Source organism: Chryseobacterium sp. FH1 (assembly GCF_000735135.1).
Lineage (GTDB): Bacteria > Bacteroidota > Bacteroidia > Flavobacteriales > Weeksellaceae > Epilithonimonas.
The window spans coordinates 878,107-896,523 of record NZ_JPLZ01000006.1; the positions used below are offsets into that span (position 1 = coordinate 878,107).

16 protein-coding genes and 3 tRNA genes are annotated in these 18,417 nt (G+C 36.3%); 15 read left to right on the forward strand and 4 right to left on the reverse strand.

Annotated elements, in window-relative coordinates:
* Positions 1-47: 47 nt before the first annotated feature.
* On the reverse strand, positions 48-1,565 hold the full coding sequence (locus IO90_RS10895; protein WP_034968932.1) for a Do family serine endopeptidase: 1,518 nt from the start codon (positions 1,563-1,565) through the stop codon (positions 48-50).
* Positions 1,566-1,876: 311 nt separating this feature from the next.
* Here IO90_RS10895 and IO90_RS10900 point away from each other — a divergent pair, with 311 nt between their 5' ends.
* The 3 genes from IO90_RS10900 to mtaB all read left to right on the forward strand — a co-directional run bounded on the left by IO90_RS10900 (position 1,877) and on the right by mtaB (position 4,382).
* Entirely contained in the window at positions 1,877-2,200 is a 324-nt protein-coding gene (locus IO90_RS10900; protein WP_034966403.1) for a hypothetical protein, read from the forward strand.
* A gap of 36 nt (positions 2,201-2,236) precedes the next feature.
* Positions 2,237-2,716 carry a hypothetical protein gene (locus tag IO90_RS10905; protein ID WP_034966404.1) on the forward strand — a complete coding sequence of 160 codons (480 nt, stop codon included), beginning with the start codon at positions 2,237-2,239 and terminating at the stop codon, positions 2,714-2,716.
* 307 nt (positions 2,717-3,023) lie between these two features.
* Positions 3,024-4,382: a tRNA (N(6)-L-threonylcarbamoyladenosine(37)-C(2))-methylthiotransferase MtaB gene (mtaB, locus tag IO90_RS10910; protein ID WP_034966406.1), complete on the forward strand. Its 1,359-nt coding sequence runs from the start codon at positions 3,024-3,026 to the stop codon at positions 4,380-4,382.
* A gap of 69 nt (positions 4,383-4,451) precedes the next feature.
* On the opposite strand, the gene IO90_RS10915 is transcribed toward mtaB, so the two are convergent.
* Entirely contained in the window at positions 4,452-5,186 is a 735-nt protein-coding gene (locus tag IO90_RS10915; protein WP_034966408.1) for a hypothetical protein, read from the reverse strand.
* A 59-nt stretch (positions 5,187-5,245) separates the two neighbouring features.
* Between IO90_RS10915 and IO90_RS10920 the strand changes: the two genes are divergently transcribed.
* A complete protein-coding gene (locus IO90_RS10920) occupies positions 5,246-5,680 on the forward strand; it encodes an RNA-binding S4 domain-containing protein (RefSeq protein WP_034966410.1) in 435 nt (144 codons plus the stop codon).
* Here IO90_RS10920 and IO90_RS10925 read toward each other — a convergent pair.
* On the reverse strand, positions 5,677-6,192 hold the full coding sequence (locus tag IO90_RS10925; RefSeq protein ID WP_034966412.1) for a shikimate kinase: 516 nt from the start codon (positions 6,190-6,192) through the stop codon (positions 5,677-5,679). The two genes, IO90_RS10920 and IO90_RS10925, sit on opposite strands and share 4 nt — an antisense overlap.
* Before the next feature lie 106 nt (positions 6,193-6,298).
* Between IO90_RS10925 and IO90_RS10930 the strand changes: the two genes are divergently transcribed.
* From IO90_RS10930 to IO90_RS10940, 3 genes are all read left to right on the forward strand, one after another.
* Positions 6,299-6,371, forward strand: a tRNA-Lys gene (locus IO90_RS10930).
* 35 nt (positions 6,372-6,406) lie between these two features.
* Positions 6,407-6,489: transfer RNA gene (locus IO90_RS10935), tRNA-Leu, on the forward strand.
* Between the two features lie 87 nt (positions 6,490-6,576).
* Positions 6,577-6,649, forward strand: a tRNA-Lys gene (locus IO90_RS10940).
* 103 nt (positions 6,650-6,752) lie between these two features.
* On the opposite strand, the gene panC is transcribed toward IO90_RS10940, so the two are convergent.
* Complete coding sequence (gene panC / locus IO90_RS10945) at positions 6,753-7,598, reverse strand: pantoate--beta-alanine ligase (RefSeq protein ID WP_034966415.1); 846 nt, start codon at positions 7,596-7,598, stop codon at positions 6,753-6,755.
* A 299-nt stretch (positions 7,599-7,897) separates the two neighbouring features.
* Here panC and IO90_RS10950 point away from each other — a divergent pair, with 299 nt between their 5' ends.
* From IO90_RS10950 to IO90_RS10990, 8 genes are all read left to right on the forward strand, one after another.
* Positions 7,898-8,668 (forward strand): glycogen/starch synthase, encoded by a 771-nt coding sequence (locus IO90_RS10950; protein ID WP_034966416.1) that lies wholly within the window; start codon positions 7,898-7,900, stop codon positions 8,666-8,668.
* Between the two features lie 16 nt (positions 8,669-8,684).
* Positions 8,685-10,262 (forward strand): DUF4270 family protein, encoded by a 1,578-nt coding sequence (locus IO90_RS10955; RefSeq protein ID WP_034966417.1) that lies wholly within the window; start codon positions 8,685-8,687, stop codon positions 10,260-10,262.
* 13 nt (positions 10,263-10,275) lie between these two features.
* Positions 10,276-12,129 carry a glutamine--fructose-6-phosphate transaminase (isomerizing) gene (glmS, locus tag IO90_RS10960; protein ID WP_034966420.1) on the forward strand — a complete coding sequence of 618 codons (1,854 nt, stop codon included), beginning with the start codon at positions 10,276-10,278 and terminating at the stop codon, positions 12,127-12,129.
* A 106-nt stretch (positions 12,130-12,235) separates the two neighbouring features.
* Positions 12,236-13,654 (forward strand): gliding motility lipoprotein GldK, encoded by a 1,419-nt coding sequence (gldK, locus tag IO90_RS10965; RefSeq protein ID WP_034966422.1) that lies wholly within the window; start codon positions 12,236-12,238, stop codon positions 13,652-13,654.
* Positions 13,655-13,691: 37 nt separating this feature from the next.
* Positions 13,692-14,369 (forward strand): gliding motility protein GldL, encoded by a 678-nt coding sequence (gene gldL / locus IO90_RS10970; RefSeq protein WP_034966424.1) that lies wholly within the window; start codon positions 13,692-13,694, stop codon positions 14,367-14,369.
* A 47-nt stretch (positions 14,370-14,416) separates the two neighbouring features.
* Positions 14,417-15,985 carry a gliding motility protein GldM gene (gldM, locus tag IO90_RS10975; protein ID WP_034966426.1) on the forward strand — a complete coding sequence of 523 codons (1,569 nt, stop codon included), beginning with the start codon at positions 14,417-14,419 and terminating at the stop codon, positions 15,983-15,985.
* A gap of 52 nt (positions 15,986-16,037) precedes the next feature.
* On the forward strand, positions 16,038-17,255 hold the full coding sequence (gldN, locus tag IO90_RS18395) for a gliding motility protein GldN (RefSeq protein ID WP_076768781.1): 1,218 nt from the start codon (positions 16,038-16,040) through the stop codon (positions 17,253-17,255).
* Positions 17,256-17,312: 57 nt separating this feature from the next.
* The gene (locus IO90_RS10990; RefSeq protein WP_034966428.1) at positions 17,313-18,344 is read left to right on the forward strand and encodes an NAD(P)/FAD-dependent oxidoreductase; all 1,032 of its coding nucleotides are present in this window, start codon (positions 17,313-17,315) and stop codon (positions 18,342-18,344) included.
* Positions 18,345-18,417: the final 73 nt, after the last annotated feature.

Consider the following 18,417-nt stretch of genomic DNA (forward strand, 5'->3'; position numbering starts at 1 on the left):
ATGGCTTTCAAAATTTATCATTTAGTATTGAAGTCTAATTTCTAGTCTTATTGTAATTTAAATCCTCTCGTTGTGATTCTTCCGTAGCTGTCCACGTATTTCACTTGAACGTTTCCTTTGTAGCCGTTTAGGATTTTTTCGACATCTTTTTGAGAATTGACAGGTTTTCCGTTGATTTCCATCACGATGTAATTGTCCACCACACCAATTTTGTCCATCTCACTTCCTTCGATAACGTTTTTCGTAATCACGCCACTTTCCAGACCGTAATCGGTTTTCACTCTTTCGCTTAGAGGTTCAAACTCAGATCCGATTTTCTCGGTCACAGTCAAATCTTCTTTGCTTCTAGATGATGTTCCGCCCTTCAGGTCTTTAAGCGTAACATTAATATTATTGGTCTTACCATTTCTAGTGTAAGTTACCGCTACTTTATCGCCAGGTCTTCTGCTTCCAATGGCAAGAGAAAGATCGGAGAATCCGGAAATATCAGTATTGTCAATTTTTGTGATGATGTCGCCAACTTGAATTCCAGCATCCTCTGCACCGCTTTTTTTCGTGATTTCCGTTACATAGATTCCGTCGCCGGCTTTCAAATTTTTCTTTTCTCTTTGGTTGTAGGCCGCCACTTGCATTTCATTAGACAAATCTAAACTTCCAACACCCAAGAAACCTCGCTGTACCAAACCAAATTTCTTGATGTCTTCAACGATTTTTCTCGCAAGATTCGAAGGCACTGCAAATCCATAACCTTCGTAATATCCAGTTTTAGACTGGATAGCTGTATTGATTCCAATCAAATCACCATTCACGTTCACCAACGCTCCACCACTATTTCCAGGGTTGATCGCTGCATCCGTTTGGATGAAACTTTCGATCGGTGTTCTGGATTGCTGACTAAGAATATCGATGCTTCTTCCTTTCGCAGAGATAATTCCCGCCGTTACAGTAGAGTTAAGTCCAAGTGGATTTCCGACCGCCAAAACCCATTGTCCAACTTCTGTCAAATCAGAGTTTGCGAAATTAAGATAAGGCAAACCTTTCTCTTCGATTTTCAAAAGGGCAATATCTGTGTTTGGATCTGTACCAATCAGGTTTGCGATGTAGGTTTTTTTATTGCTAAGAACCACTTCCAATTTATTGGCACCTGCGATCACGTGGTTGTTTGAGATGATGTATCCGTCTGGGGAAATGATGACGCCAGATCCCATTCCGGAAGGCATGTTTTTAGGTGTTTGTCTTTGCTGAGGTCTTTGCTGATTGCCACCTTGTGGACCAAAGAAAAAATCGAACATATCTGTTTCCGGCATTCTTTGGGAAGCCGCGCGGTCTTGGTAATTTTTGATTGTGACAACAGCCGGAACCGTTGTTTTGGAAGCTTTGACGAAATCATCTCCAACCGTAGAACCCATTCCTACGAAAGCTGATTTTTTGGAAGCTGTTGTGAAATATGAGAAATCCTCACTATTGTTGTTTGAGCTAAGATATTGACTTGCTCCGAAAACCGTAGCTCCGGAGATAACGCCGGTCAATGCAAAAGGCATTAGTTTTTTTAAAGTATTCTTCATCTTAATATTCATTTCTTTTTTGAGATTATTGATACACAAATTTAATGCTAAATTAGTATGAACTAAAAACTTAGTGTTACAGTTTTAACGAAGTTTAACCAATTTTAAAAATTCCTTAATAAATTCTCTTCTATTTTAAGTCAAATTGGCAGTTTTAACAATTGTGAACTTGTATTAAATTAGATTTAATATTAATTTATTTGTCAAAGTTTCCAAAAAATTTAGGTTTCAAATCTGAATTTTAAAACTTTAGAAATTCTTGAAATCCACTTTTGGCAGAACTTTTGTTTTTAAACTTGTAAATAAATTATATGAAAAATACGATAAAAATTGCGTTGGGATTTGCTGCGGGAGGAGCTTTGATTTTACTTACTCAATTGAGAAAGAGAAAGAAAAATAAAAACGAAAAATTTACAGCACCAGACGGTCACAGGTATATTAAAAATGAAATGTACAGAAATGCTGAAGGTGAGATTTTCAAAAATGGCAAAAAGCTGAATTTCGAAACGCCACAACATTTGACAGATGCGAACAACAAGATCGATTCTCGTATTAATCAAAACCTTAGCCCGAAAAATCAAAATCCTGTGAATAGAAATGTGACTTATCACAAAACAGGGACAAGACACAGATAATAGTTCAGAAAATAATAATCACAAAAAAAATAAATTATGGAATCAGAAAATATAGTTGAAAGACTCAACAAGTACGAGTACGACAATAGCAACGTTTACACAGGTTTTAGGTCTGTAGGAGAAGCCAGAAAATTTGCCGAAGATAGAAATGGAACTTTGGTGGAAGTGGGTTTCCTGGATGGAAATGATAATCCAGTCGAAGATTCTTCACAAAATCTGATCAACGAAAATAAATATTATAAAGCTTTTGCAGGACCAGATTACAAGATCTTACATTCTTCGGATGAAGGTTTTCAGGAAATGGCAGAGAAGCTGAAAGAAAGACAAAATGCTGTGACTGAGAAAAGTCCAGACGAAAAATATTTCTCTGATGCTGACTGGCAAATTGAAGAAGATGCAGTAATCGTTCTTTTCAAAGGGGAAATAGAAAATGTAACATCTAGAGAAAGATCAAAATACTTGATGCATACGAAGGTTTACGAAGTCGCAGTAAGTGTTCCAAAATCATCAGATTAAAAATATTCAAATCACTATTTTATAAGGAAATCCGGATTCAATTCGGATTTTTTTTTGGTTTAAAAACTGTTTAGATTTACAATGTCAAGTTTTTTTTAACCACATAGACACATAGTTTTTGTAGAGATTTTAAGATAAATTAGTACGCCGTTTGGTCCTATTTTATCTTTTCTGAGGACTTTATTGCGCTATTCTATGTGTCTATGTGGTTTAATTTTTTTTTAAAATAGGCTCTTAATAACTTAAGGATTTTGGACAAATTCTACATTTGGAAGGATTTGGATTTTATTAATAACTTTGCAGACTTATGTCAAATGTAATTTCACAACCGAAAACCGTTGCGTTTCACACACTTGGATGCAAATTGAATTTTGCGGAAACTTCCACCATTGCCAGACAATTGACGGATGCTGGCTATCAGAAAGTCAATTTTGATGAGCCTGCAAAAGTTTATATTATCAACACGTGTTCTGTGACAGAAAATGCAGATAAGGAATGCAAACTCCACGTGAAGCGTGCTGCGAAAGCCAATCCCGATGGATTGGTCGCAATCATCGGCTGTTATGCACAATTGAAACCGGAAGAGATTTCTGCGATTACTGGTGTCGATCTGGTTTTGGGAGCGAAGGAGAAATTCAATATTCTAAGTTATTTGGATGATTTGGAAAAGTCGGAAAGTCGTGCGGAAATCCATTCTTGTGAGATTGATGAAGCTGATTTTTTCGTCGGCTCATATTCGATTGGCGACAGAACGAGAGCTTTTCTTAAGGTTCAAGACGGTTGCGATTACAAATGTACGTATTGCACGATTCCGCTGGCTAGAGGAATTTCACGCTCTGATACCATCGATAATGTGGTTGCGAATGCAAAAGAGATTGCTGGGAGAAATATCAAGGAAATCGTTTTGACCGGCGTTAATATCGGGGATTATGGAAAAGGCGAGTTTGGAAACAAGAAACACGAGCATACTTTTCTGGATCTAATTTCTGAATTGGACAAAGTAGAAGGCATCGAGAGAATCAGAATCTCATCCATAGAACCAAATCTTCTCAAAGACGAAAGCATCGAGTTGGTTTCCAAGAGCAGAAGTTTTGTTCCCCATTTTCATATTCCGCTGCAGTCTGGAAGTGACGAATTGTTGAAAAAAATGAAACGCCGTTATCTCACGACTTTATATAAAAACAGAGTAGCAAAAATCCGGGAAGTAATGCCGGAAGCTGCGATTGGTGTCGATGTGATTGTTGGGTTTCCTGGAGAGACAGAAGAATTGTTTATGGAAACTTATAATTTCTTGAATGATTTGCCAATCAGTTATCTGCACGTCTTCACCTATTCTGAAAGAGAAAATACAGAAGCCGCAGAAATGATTGGCGCAGTTCCTATTCCTGAAAGAAAAAGACGAAACAAAATGCTGAGAATTCTTTCTGAGAAAAAGAAAATGGAATTCTACAGAAGTCAGTTAGGTAGAAAACTGAGCGTTCTTTGGGAGCACGAAAATAGAAATGGATTGATGTTTGGCTTCACAGAAAACTACGTAAGAGTTTCAAAAGCATTTGATGAAAAGTCTATCAACCAAACAGAGTTTATTATCCTTGATAAGATCTTAGAAGACGGAAGCGTGTCTATCAAAGAAAATCAGTTTGAAGATTTCCTAGCCAAGATTTAAAATTATAAAATTTATAAAAAAAAGCGGCATATTGGAAAATATGCCGCTGTTGTATTTTAATAATGAGGATTAATCTTCAGTAGAAAGTCTTGTTTTTGCATCGTATAGCTGAAAGTTGAATACAAAGCTTCTATTGTTGTAAGATGCACCATAAACATTGTTATCTCTCGCATAAGCTGCTCTAGAAGGAACAATTATGATACCTTGCATGTTGTAATTAGCAGAAGCGTCAAGTTCAAAAGATTTAAAATATTTCAGACCTTCTTGGAATCCTTCGATTTCAAAGAAATCTCTACCGTAAGTGGTGCCATTATCTTTGTTGTACTTTGCGATCACAGAGTTTTTCATATAAAAATATCCAGGATCAATGGTTGGATTTCCTGACGCAACACTATTGCTAAAAGTGTTCTCACTTCCAAAAATAATTTTATCATCTACCTTTGTTGATATGTAAGTTTTTACAACTTGCATCAAGGTAAGAACATCACTTGCATTAGCAATCTCTTTTCCTGGATCTGGTTGAGCATTGGGAATTACAATATATATCACACCAGATGGAAGTGTTTTATAATCATAATCTATCAGTTTTTTCTCATTATCATCTGTATCAGTAGTCGTACTGAAAGGCGTGATTACACCTCTGCTATTGATATAATTTTTGGTAAGAAAGTCCTTGGCGGCAGCATCATCATAGGTGTTTTGTTCCTCTACGGTCAAGACTACAGTTTCCACTTCATCATCATCCTTCTTACACCCTTGCAGTACAACGACAGACAGAGCAATTCCTAAAAGTATTTTCTTCATTTTTTTATTTTAATCTTAAATTGCGATTAATTTTTAACGTGACAAAAGTATAAAAAATTATGAGAATAGATAAATTTTTATGGAGTGTAAGATTTTATAAGACAAGAACTATCGCTACAGAAGAGATCAAAAAGAACAGAGTGGCCATTGGTGAGAATGTGGTAAAATCCTCCAAAGAGGTGAAAGCTGGAGATATCATCAAGATCAGAAAAAATCAAATTGATTATAAAATAAAAGTTCTGGACATCCCGAAAAGTAGAGTAGGAGCCAAACTCGTCGTCCTGTACGTGGTGGATATGACGGAGAAAGACCAGTACGAAATCTTGAGAATGAGAAAAGAATCCCAAGATTATTACAGACACAAAGGCATTGGAAGACCTACCAAAAAAGACCGTCGGGATATGGACGATTATGTAGATGATGGCTCTTTGGAAGATATGGAAAATGATGATTGGGATGCTTTTTTCAAAGAAAATAAAGAGTCTGAAGATTAGATTTCAAGCTTTTTTATGATTTCATCTGATATTTCGATGGCGTTTTTAGAATCTGTATCTATGGTCAAGTGTGCTTTGGAATAAAAGGGGTTTCTCTCGAAAAGATGTTTTGCAATGAATTCCGGAATATCAGAATCTTCCAGCTTTGCAATCAGAGGACGTGTGTTTTTTTGCAAAAGGACACGATTCGTGAGTGTGTTTACAGAAGCTCTTAGGAAAATACTTGTTGATTTTTGATTGATGATTTCCATATTGTCATAGTAAACGGGAGTTCCACCGCCAAGACTTAGAATAAGGTTTTCATCAGAGTTTAATAATTCTTCTAAAATTCTTTTTTCCTCCTTTCGAAAATAGATTTCGCCCTTCTTTTCGAAGATTTCTGGAATTGTTTGTCGATGTTCGTCAGAAATTTGCTGGTCGAGGTCAATTAATTTGAAATTTATTTTTTTGCTCAAGTTTTTGGAAATGTGAGATTTACCACTGCCCATATAGCCTAAGAGGGAAATTATCATAATTTTATTTTAAACAAAGTTCGAAAAAAATTTTGAGATTTTAAAAAAACGCCTATCTTTGCACCACTTTAAAACGAAATAGTAATATTGAGATTTAGATGTGGCCGACTCGGTAGCTCAGCTGGTAGAGCAATACACTTTTAATGTATGGGTCCTGGGTTCGAATCCCAGCCGGGTCACAAAGCAAAAATCCGTAGCGATACGGTTTTTTTTTGCCTGCGTGGTGAAATTGGTAGACACGCCATCTTGAGGGGGTGGTTTCCTAAGGATGTGCTGGTTCGAGTCCAGTCGCAGGCACTGCAAAAATAATCGATAAAAGATAGTCGATAATTGATATGTTTTACAATCATTTATCTCCCATCAATTATCATTCATCAAATGACCGACTCGGTAGCTCAGCTGGTAGAGCAATACACTTTTAATGTATGGGTCCTGGGTTCGAATCCCAGCCGGGTCACAATTTACGCAAGTAAATTTTTTTCATATTAATATTTTGTGATTTGGTGTAAGAAACTTCTTGAATAAAGAAGTTTCTTTTTTTTTGCCCAAATCTTAAATGATTAATCCAAATGTAAATTGTCAATCAATCTTACGTTCCCGACATTCACTACAATGAAAGCTCTGAAATCGTCGTCAGCTGAAAAGAAATCTACTTCCTTCAATGTTCCTTCTTCTGCGATCAGGAAATATTCCAAATCCATATTTTCACTGTCAAAAATCTCTTCTACTCTGGTTTTGATTTCCGGAACAGAGATGACGCGAAACCATTCATTTACTCTTTTCAAAGTTTGAAAGATAAGTGCTGAGGTTTCTTTTTCAATTTCGGAAAGACGCATATTTCTGGAGCTCATCGCCAATCCGTTTTTTTCTCTGTGGATTTTAACGCCGTGGATTTTTATTTTCAAATCCAGACCTTCTACCAGCTTTTCGATAATTTTCAGTTGTTGAAAATCTTTTTCACCAAAGTAAGCATTGTCCGGGTTGACTTGAACAAATAATTCTTCCACTACAGTTCCAACGCCGTCGAAATGACCTGGTCGCGCGGAGCCTTCCATTTCGTTTTCAATCCCGCCAAAATCATAGTGTTTTCTATCCATTCCATTTGGGTAGATGTCTTCAACTCTGGGTATGTAAACGGCATCTACAAGCTTTGAATCTTCCAATTTTTTGATGTCATCTTCCACAGTCCTCGGATATTTTTCCAAATCTTCCGGATTATTGAATTGAGTAGGGTTTACGAAAATCGAGGAAACCACAATGTCGTTATCTCGTCTTGCTTCTTCGTAAAGTGAGATGTGTCCCGCGTGCAATGCGCCCATTGTTGGGGCAAATCCGATGGTTTTCTGCTGGTCTTTTTGGGATTGGATATAGTTGGAAAAAGAATTCTTGTCGTAGAATACTTGCATAGTTTGTTATTTTATCAATCAAAGATAATCGTTTTTGTAAATTCTGATATAAGTAAATGTCGAATAATCATGCTTTTCATCATAAGTTGTTGAAAATAATAATTATATGGGATTTTTGCGAATTGAAATCATCGATTAGGCTGTTTATCTATCAAAATTTAACATTTTAAATCATGTAACGGTTTGATTATGAATGTTTTTGATCACTAAGTATTAATATTAATGAAAATAAATAATTTGATTTAATTTTTTGTAATTTTGCAAAATGAAGATTTTATACTTCAACTAAAGTAAATTTTATGCCTAATCAAAAGATTTTATACGTTACTACAGAAATGTTCCCTTACCAAGAAGATACTAATATGGGAAGTTTGGTACACAAAATGGCGCTGAAAATGCACGGAAGTGGTAACGATGTTAGGGTTTTCATGCCCAGATTCGGACAGATAAGCGAAAGAAAATTCCAATTGCACGAGGTGATTCGTCTTTCTGGGATGAACATTATCATCAATGACTTGGACCAACCTTTGATTATCAAAGTGGCATCTTTGCCCGGCGAACGTCTGCAGGTTTATTTTATTGATAATGAAGATTACTTCAAAAGAAAACAATATTACTTTGATGACGAAGGAAAAGCTTTTGAAGATAACAATGAAAGAGCGGTTTTCTTCGCAAGAGGTGTGATAGAAACAATCAAGAAACTGAACTGGGTTCCAGACGTGATTCACCTGAATGGTTGGATGTCTGCTTTGATTCCGATTTATTTGAAGACTTATTACAAAGACGATACTTACTTCAACGATACCAAAATCGTGCTTTCTGTCTACAATGAGGACGATGTTGAGTTGAGTAGTAATACAAAAGAAATTCTAGCATTTGATAATATTTCTGACCTACAGTCGTTAGATAATCCTAGCTTCCTAAACTTTGTGAATGACAGTATGCAGTTTGTAGATGTCATCGTAAAAGGGAATGAGTTTTTGGAGGAAAAATTAGATGAAGCTTACGGAAAAGCAGAGGCCGAAAAATCGGACTATTTGAATGCTGATTCCATAGCTACAGTTTATTAATTACTATTTTTTTATAATGATAAAGATAAAAACTTTGATGAAGGTGATCCCGTTTTTAATAATGGGAATGGTGGTTTTGAATTCTTGTGAAGGTGAGTTGGATGATCTTGGGTCACAGCTTGTGGAGGGAGGCGCCTCTGACGGTGTTGATAGAATGTATGGCCTCGTTGCTTACAATATTAATAATAATGATACCATCCAGACTGATGCTTCCAGAATAGATAGTGTAACGGTTGGTGCTTTTAATGAGCAAGTATTTGGTGGGCAGAAAGTATCTTATATCACACAGCTTAGATTGAATGCGTATGATCCAGACTTCGGTACAAATCCCGTAATCGATTCTGTGGTTTTGACATTGAAGCCAAGGTACGAAACTGCTACTGATTCTCTTACTACAACTACGAACGAAGATTATGTTTATCCAGACGGAGAGGTTGCTGCAAAAAAAGTGGTTGTAACATATCCGGTAAGAAAATATGGTAAATATAAAATGGGTGGCCAAAAAACACAACTGACTGTAAAAGTGCATGAAGTGAATGACTTCTTGGGTGCAGCTACCGATAAGGTCATCTCCAATAAAGCCATTTCTTTAGGGTCAGAAATTGGATCTCAAAATTTCAATGGAACAGTGAATTCGGTGCTTATCACAAAAGATACAGACGCAACAGAATTGGTAAAGAGAGAAGTCTCTTATAGAATGAAATTGGACAATGCATTTTTTCAAAGCAAAATCATCGCTAAGAAAGGTGATCAAGTTTTGAAAGATGCAGCATCGTTTATCAGATATTTCAAAGGAATTAGTATTTCTGTTGCAGAGAATGATGGTTATCTTTTCTCAATGAGACCTAATGATGCGGCAATTACTATTTATTATAAAAATGATGTAACCACAGATGGTGTAGTTACACGTACAAATGCAGAAGTGGCTCTGAGCTTAGGTTCAGGAAATGTACATATAAGTAAGATTGCTTATGACAGAGCTGGTTCTAATTATGCATCCGCAATGTCATCCGTAGGAATGCCAAATGATGTGAGTGGCGATCAATTGATTTATGCTCAGGGAATGGGAGGCGCAGGTTTTGGGCTTAAGATTCCGGCTTCTGCAATCGTGGAGTTGAAAAATATGTACAAAAACGAAAAAGTTGGAATTGTCTCTGCAAAAATCAGAGTTTATAATGATGCTGACAGCTGGAATAATTCTTACAGAAAACCAAGCAGTTTATTGGTAAAAGAAAAAGATTCCACAAGATTTCTACCAGATATGACAGAATTGGCCGGGACAGGATATTCTTTGATCAGGACTGGAAATCTTTCTACCAAAGATGCTTATTACGATATAGGGATTACAGCTTCATTGAAAAAAATAATAGAAGATGAAAGTTATGACGTTTCTAAAGGAAAAGATTTCATAATCAATCTAGGAAGTTATTCAGTTGATGCTTCTACTGGTAATCTATTAGGACAGGATTTCAATAGCAGGGCTTACACTCCGAACCGAATTGTTCTGAAAGGTACAGATCAAAGCAAAATTGGTCAAATATTACCAAAGGAATCTAAGACAGCTCAATTGAGATTAATATATACTAAAAAATAAGAACTGAAAATATATGTGTGGAATTGTTGGATATACAGGTTTTCGAGATGCCTACGATATTGTGATCAATGGATTGCGACGTTTAGAATATCGTGGCTACGATAGTGCTGGAGTTGTTCTAGAGACTGAAAATGGAGCATTCGAAGTGAAGAAAACCAAAGGTAAAGTTGACGATCTTGTTGCTATTTCAAAAGGTTTAAAAAGCACTTCGAAAATAGGAATGGGGCACACAAGATGGGCAACGCATGGTATCCCAAGTGATCAAAACTCCCATCCTCATGTTTCCAACAACGGAAAAATTGCTTTGGTTCATAATGGTATTATAGAGAACTATGATACGATTAAAACCATGCTTATCAATAAGGATTTTGAGTTTAGATCAGAGACTGATACAGAAGTTCTCGTTAATCTAATCCAATATTTTATGGATAAGGAATTGACATTGGATTTTTCTGAAGCTGTGAGATTTGCACTTAACGAAGTTTATGGTGCATACGCTGTTTCTGTAATGCACGAAGATTTTCCAGGAGAGTTGGTTGTCGCAAGATTAGGATCACCCTTAGCGGTTGGTATTGGTGAAAACGAATATTTTGTGGCTTCAGATGCTTCTCCATTTGTTGAATTTACTAAGGAAGCTGTTTATCTGGAAGAAGGTCACATGGCAACTATTTCTTTGGAATCTGGGATTGACATCAGAACAATTACAGAAAATACTAAGATAGAGCCAGCTATTCAAGAGTTGAAACTTAATCTTGAGCAAATAGAAAAAGGTGGATACGAACATTTTATGTTAAAAGAAATCTTCGAACAGCCAAAATCTATTCTTGATACGATGCGAGGAAGATTGCTTGCGGATGAAGGTATCATCAAAATGGCAGGTATCTGGGATCACTTGGAGAGATTGACCAATGCTGAAAGAATCGTCATCATCGCTTGCGGCACTTCTTGGCACGCAGGACTTATTGGAGAATATCTAATAGAGGAGTTTGCAAGAGTTCCTGTAGAAGTTGAGTATGCGTCAGAATTTAGATATAGAGATCCAATTATCAATTCCAAAGATGTTGTAATTGCAATCTCTCAATCTGGAGAAACAGCAGATACTATGGCGGCTATCAAGCTTGCTAAAGAAAAAGGCGCATTTGTATTCGGAATTTGTAATGTGGTAGATTCTTCTATAGCGAGATACACTGATGCAGGTGCTTATACACACGCTGGTCCAGAGATTGGCGTGGCTTCTACAAAAGCATTTACAGCACAGTTGACTATTTTGTCTTTGATTGCTATCAAATTAGGAAATCACAATGGTAATCTGGGTAAAGCCGATTTCATGAGATTGATTACCGAATTGGAATCAATTCCTAAGAAAGTAGAAGAGGTTCTTAATTCTGTAGATGGTGTAGTAAAAACTATTGCCAAGAAATTTGCAGATGCAACCAATTTCTTGTACTTGGGAAGAGGTTACAACTTCCCTGCAGCTTTGGAAGGTGCGCTTAAGCTTAAAGAGATTTCTTACATCCACGCAGAGGGATATCCAGCGGCAGAGATGAAGCATGGCCCAATTGCTCTGATTGATGAAAATATGCCAATCGTCATTATTGCTCCAAAGATTGGACATTATGATAAAATTGTAAGCAATGTTCAAGAAATCAAGGCTAGAAAAGGAATTGTGATTGCTGTAATAAATAAAGGTGATACTCAAGTTGCTGCAATGGCAGACTATATTATTGAGATTCCAGAGACATCTGAATGCTTCTCACCGATCTTGGCATCTGTACCATTACAACTCTTATCTTACTACATTGCGGTAGAAAGAGGAGCCAATGTAGATCAACCAAGAAACCTTGCAAAATCAGTTACTGTAGAATAATTTCACGGTTTGTGAAATATTCTTTAACAATTTACGTTTTGAATAAAAATTGATAATTATTCATAAAAAAAATTATATATTTACCGCTTAATTTCTTTAAAATAGGATGAAAAGGATATTACTAATATTATTGTCAACGTCGGTTATTGTTTCTTGTTCCAAAGGGGGAGGAAAAGGTATAACTGGCAACCCAGGTATTAAGGGAGAACTTGTTCCGAGAGGATCATCAAAATCATTTGTAGCAGAAAGACCTTATGGGATGGTTCCAGTACCGGGAGGCTCCTTTGTAATGGGTATGGCTGATCAGGATTTTGCAGCTACACCGGAAAAAGCAATGCCTAAAACTGTTACAGTAAATTCCTTTTTTATGGATGAAACAGAGGTGACCAATGCAGAATACAGAGTTTTTATCAACGCTGTTAGAGATTCTATTGCCAGAGGCTTGTTAGCTGAAGCAGCAGGAGAAGGTGGCGGAGATGGCGAAGGGGGCTCTATTGCTGACTATGCTTATGCAGGCAAGAAAACTGGAGATGAAGCTTCACCATATCAACAATTCTTGGAATCCCAAGGAGGTAGAGATGGTTATGATGAGTCAAAAAGATTAGACAAAAAAGTTCCATTGACATATAATACGTCTGCTTATCCAGACGAAAAATATGCAGAGGTTTTAGAGTCCATGTATTTACCAGTGGAGAAAAGAATCAACAACGAAAGAATTATTGACTGGTCCAAAATAAAATATAATTACCAGTGGGAAGATGTATTTTCTGCTGTTAAAGACAAAGACAGAGGGGCTAACTATCTTAAAAAAGAAAGCATCGCAGTTTATCCAGATACAACTGTTTGGGTGAGAGATTTTAATTATGCTTATAACGAGCCTTTGTTAGATCAGTATTTTTGGCATAATTCTTATAAAGAATATCCTGTTGTAGGTGTTACTTGGGATCAGGCGAGAGCATTTTGTGATTTCAAAACCAAAATCAAAACTGATTACAACAACAGTTTGAAAAAGAAAAAACAAAAAGCAATGAGGTTCCGTCTTCCTACAGAAGCTGAATGGGAATATGCTGCAAAAGGTGGAATTGAAAATGCTACCTATCCTTGGGGTGGACCTTATTTGCAGGATGACAGAGGATGTTATTTGGCAAACTTCAAACCAAAAAGAGGTTCCTACATAGAAGATGAGAAAAAAGGAAACTATGCTTATACAGCACCTGTGAAAAAATTCCAAAAAAATGGATATGGACTCTATGATATGGCAGGGAATGTTGCTGAGTGGACAGAATCACCATACAGCAACTCTACATATGAATTCTCTTCAACTTTAAATCCTCACTTATCAAACCAAGCATATAGAGAAACTAAAAAGACGGTTAGAGGTGGATCTTGGAAAGATGTTGGTTATTTACTAATGACTGGTTACAGAGATTGGGAAAGAAAAGATTCTGCAAGAAGTTTCATCGGATTCAGAACAATTCAAGATATCCCTTCTGGTGCAGTGAAATTTAAAAGAGCTACAAAATAATTAACTAACTATTACTAACTAAAAACTTAAAAAAAACATGTTTAAAACTAAAGATTCAATCACGAATTTTGTGTATTCGTTTGGTGCAGCTATCGTAATCTTGGGAGCACTATTCAAAATGACTCACTGGAGTCTTGGCCCAATTACTGGTAACGTTGCTCTTGCTGCTGGTTTGATTACAGAAGCACTTATCTTCTTATTCTTCGCATTCGATCCACCAAAATCTGAAGAAAACTATGCTTGGGAAAATGTTTACCCAGAATTGCTAGACGAAACTGCAGAGAGACAACCTAAGAAAGTTATAGCTAAAGTAGAAAACAAAGAATTAGAAGTATCTTTGTCTGATAAACTTGACAAAATGTTGGCTGATGCTAAATTAGATGTGAATTTATTCGAAAGACTAAGAGGAGGCATTGATAAATTTTCATCTTCAGTAGATCAAATCAACCAAACAGTTGATGTTTCTGCTTCAACTCACAAATATAACGAGCAACTTAATTTGGCTGCCTCTCATTTGGAAAGTATGAATGCTTTGTACGCACTTCAATTGGAGCAAGGACAAAAACAATCAGAGTTCAGTAAAAAATATGTTGAAGATATTCAAAAATCTGCTGCTCATTCTGAAAAATTCAATGAAGAATTGCAAGGACTTACAAGTAATCTAAATAATCTTAATAGAGTTTACGGAGGAATGCTAAGCGCGATGAAGTCTTAATCCCTATCATTTTAATTTTTGTTTAACAATTAATTTAATTTATTAAAATGGCAGGAGGAAAACAGACACCACGTCAGAAGATGATTAACCTGATGTACTTGGTTTTCATTGCGATGCTAGCAATGCAGATCGATCAGGAAATCATCAGATCATATAAAGATACAAACCAGTCGCTTACAGATACCAGACTAATGGTAGAGGATAAGAACGACAAAATTTTCGAAGCTACACTTAAAGCAAAAGCAGCTTCATCTCCAGAAGTTTATGGTCCTATGCTTGTTCAATATCAAGAGTTGAAAGCGAAAACCAATGATTTAGTGGATTACATCACTGGATTAAAAAATAAGATGAGTACTGAGGCAGAGTATAATTCTGACTTAGTAGTTGAGGAAAGTTTTACAGCTCTAAACAATACCGAGCCAGCTACTACTACTTTTTTCAAAGATGGTGATGAGAAGACTTTATCTCCTCAATCTGTTGAGTTAAAAAATAAAGTGGATGCACTTAGAAATTATATAGTAACAGCTTTCGGAAATAATGCGCAATTGAAAGATGTTGCCACAAGAGCAAATAAAATGATGGTCGCTGAGTTTCCTAAGGGAGATAAGAGAGCGAACAAAGGTTGGACTCAATACAAATTTTATAATCAACCTTTAGTTGCTGCATTATCAAATCTTGAGGTGATTCAGTCAGAAGCTAGAAACTTGCAGTCTGATGCTTTGACTTCTATGTTGCAAGAAAAAGTGGACGCAGATATCAAATTTGACGCTTATGAAGCTTTGGTTTCTGGACCTAGTTCAGTGATGAAAGGTGAGCCGGCAGAAATTAAGGTGGCAATCGGAACTTTTGCAAGTTCTGTTCCTGGTCTAGCAATTACTGGTGCTAAAGTTGTAAATGGTCAAGGTATCATTACACCAGCAACAGGAGCAGTTGGAACTCAAGAATTAAAAGGTCAGATTTCATTTACAGATAAAAATGGTAAAGTTCATACATTGCCTTATGCCCACACATTGAACGTTGTGTCTGGTGCAGAAGCATTGAAAGAACAAAGTGGTGCAATCTTGGCAGCTGATAAAATGAATGTTTTGTATAGAGGTTTGTCAAATCCAATTTCAGGATCAATCTTAGGAGCAGATCTTAGCGCTACTACATTGTCAGCAGCTGGTGCCTCTGTGAGTGGAAGCAACGGAAAATGGAACGTGACACCTGGAGGAGGAAATGAAGTAACGCTTACCATCGCTGGAAAATCTCCAAGTGGTAAAGTAATTTCTCAGCCTTTCAAATTCAGAGTTAAAAATATCCCGCCTCCAAGAGGAGAGATCAGAGGTAAGAGCTACGATGTGATGCCTGCGAATATGATTTCAAAACAAACTTTGACGGCAACGCTTAAAGATTTTGATTTCCCAGTGACATTCAATGTAGTGAGCTTCAAAGTAAAAGTACCTGGAAAAGCTGTGATGTCTGTAAACGGTAATTCATTGGCACCGGTAGAATCTTTGACGAAAGGATTGAGATCTGGCGACAATATTGCAATTTTCGATGTTCAGGCGACAGCACAAGGATTAAGTGGCGTTGTACTTCCTAATATTGGAGGTGTGGTGATCAGTGCACTTTAATTTATTTTAAAAAGTTATTATCAACTTATTGATTTTAGATTCAATATTTATTATGAAAAAGATTTTATATAGTTTAATTTGTCTTTCCTCAACAATGGCTTTTGGTCAAAGTAGCATTCTTAATGCTAGCTCACCACAGACATTTAGAGAAGAACGTGAGGTCAAGAAAGATAGTATTACACCTCTTAAATACGGTTTTATCGAAGATAAGGACATCTTAAGAAGTATGGTGGTATGGGAAATAATTGATATGAATGATAAGATCAATCAACCTTTTTATCATAATAGTGATGGTCTTGTAACACAGAACAAATCGCTTTATCAAATATTGTTAGAAGCTGTTAATTCTGGTAAAATCAAAGAAGTTTATTCTGGTGATGATTTTACAACCAGACTTACCCCTGAAGGGATTGCTGCGGCGACTTCTGTTCCAATGGTAGATAACTATTTTACAGAAATCCTTAATGCAAACAAAATCAGTGATGCTGAAGCTCAAAAACTTTTAAAGTATTTCACATCTGCGAGAGGAACTGGTAACAAGCAAGTAGAAGGAATGTTTATGAAATATTCCACAAGGTTAACTGATGTTTTAGAGTTTAATGGATCTGCTCAACCTACCGCTACTGAAGAAACAGTGACTACAGGTAAAGGCAAGAAGAAGAAAACTGTAAAAAAGAAAGTTAGTGCTCCTAGTATCGAACCAGGAACAATGTTGGTAAACTTAGATGGATCTTGGTATAAAATCAAGAAAAATGATGTGGACGCCAATGTTGGATTTGCTGAAACTACCACTGAAAAAGTAAAAGCGCTTAAGTTGATGGGAATGTGGTATATCGATAAAAGAGATACACAACTTAGATACAGATTGCTTGGTATCGCAGCAATGGGAGAAGATCCGAACTCTGCAATCCTGAAAGCTGAAAGAGCACAACAAATGCAAGAATCTGGAGCGCCTCTGGATCCTGCTATGTTGAACGAGGAGGGTGATTTGATCGATCTTTTCTGGATCTACTATCCAGATGCAAGACAGGTATTATCTAGTAATTATATTTTCAATGCTAGAAATTCTACTTCGGACATTACTTTTGATGATGTCTTGAATGCAAGAAGATTCTCTGCTGTAATTTATAAGTCTGATAATGGTCTTGGTAGAGGAGGAAGCGGTATTATTGATGAGTATATCCCTGCTGATGCTGACGGACAATTGGAAGAAAGTGATAGAATCAAAGCACAGATTCTTCAAATGGAAAACGATATGTGGAATTACTAAGATTTCTCATAGTCCAAATAGAAAAACCTGAGTATCTTTACTCAGGTTTTTTATTTTATGGGTCAGGTAGATTATATCATTGTTGGAGGCGGATTTGCAGGTTTTTTTCTTGCACATCAATTACAGAAGAATAACAAATCGTTCTTGATTTTCAATGGTGAGCAGATTTCGGGTTCGCATATTTCTGCTGGGGTTTGCAATCCGGTAATCCTTAAAAGATTCAGCACATTTTGGAAATCCAAAGAGCAGATGGATTATCTAGAGACCATATTTTCCGAGATAGAAAGTTATACAGGAAAAAACTATATCATCCACGAACCTGTTGCCCGGATTTTTCACGACGAAGCAGAAAAAAAGCAGTGGCTAAAGAATTCTAACAAGGAAGATTTAAAACCATTTTTGGAAAAGGATTTTATTACATTAAAGTCTGTTGAAAATCCATTAGAGTCAGGAATTGTAAAGAATTCTTGCCGAATAGATGTTGAGAATTTCTTCAGAGATATGTTCAGTTATTTTGATACGAAAGGGCTTCTGATCAAAGGGTCTTTTGATTATAATTCCATAGATTTAGAAAATTCAATGTACAACGATTTGAAATTTCAAAACATCGTTTTCTGCGAAGGCATTCATACAAAAGACAATCCTTATTTTTCTCTTGTCCCAGTTTTACCGAACAAAGGGCATTGCTTAGAAGTTAAGATTGATAGTAACATTGATCCTTATATTATCAAGAAAAAGCATTTTCTTTTTGCTTTATCAGATAACCGTTTTTATTACGGAGGAACTTATGATAGATTCGATCAGTCGGAGGATATTAATCCAGAATTCGTAGAAGAATTAGAAACGGGATTGCAGGCTTTTTATAAAAAAGATTATTCAATTTCGAAAGTCAAAACTGCTTTTAGGGCAACTGTTGACGACAGAAGACCAATTCTTGGAACACATCCGAAATTCAAAAATCTACATATTTTCAATGGACTTGGCGCAAGAGGCGTTCTTAATGGAACCTATTTTTCCAAAGTGATGTTTGATTATTTGGAAAGTGAAATTAAACTCGATGCGGAGATCGATGTTAAAAGATTTTATTAAAATGATTTTTTCTCATTAATCATATTATACTAATTTGGTAAGATATATCCGAATCATTAACTTTGCACCGAGT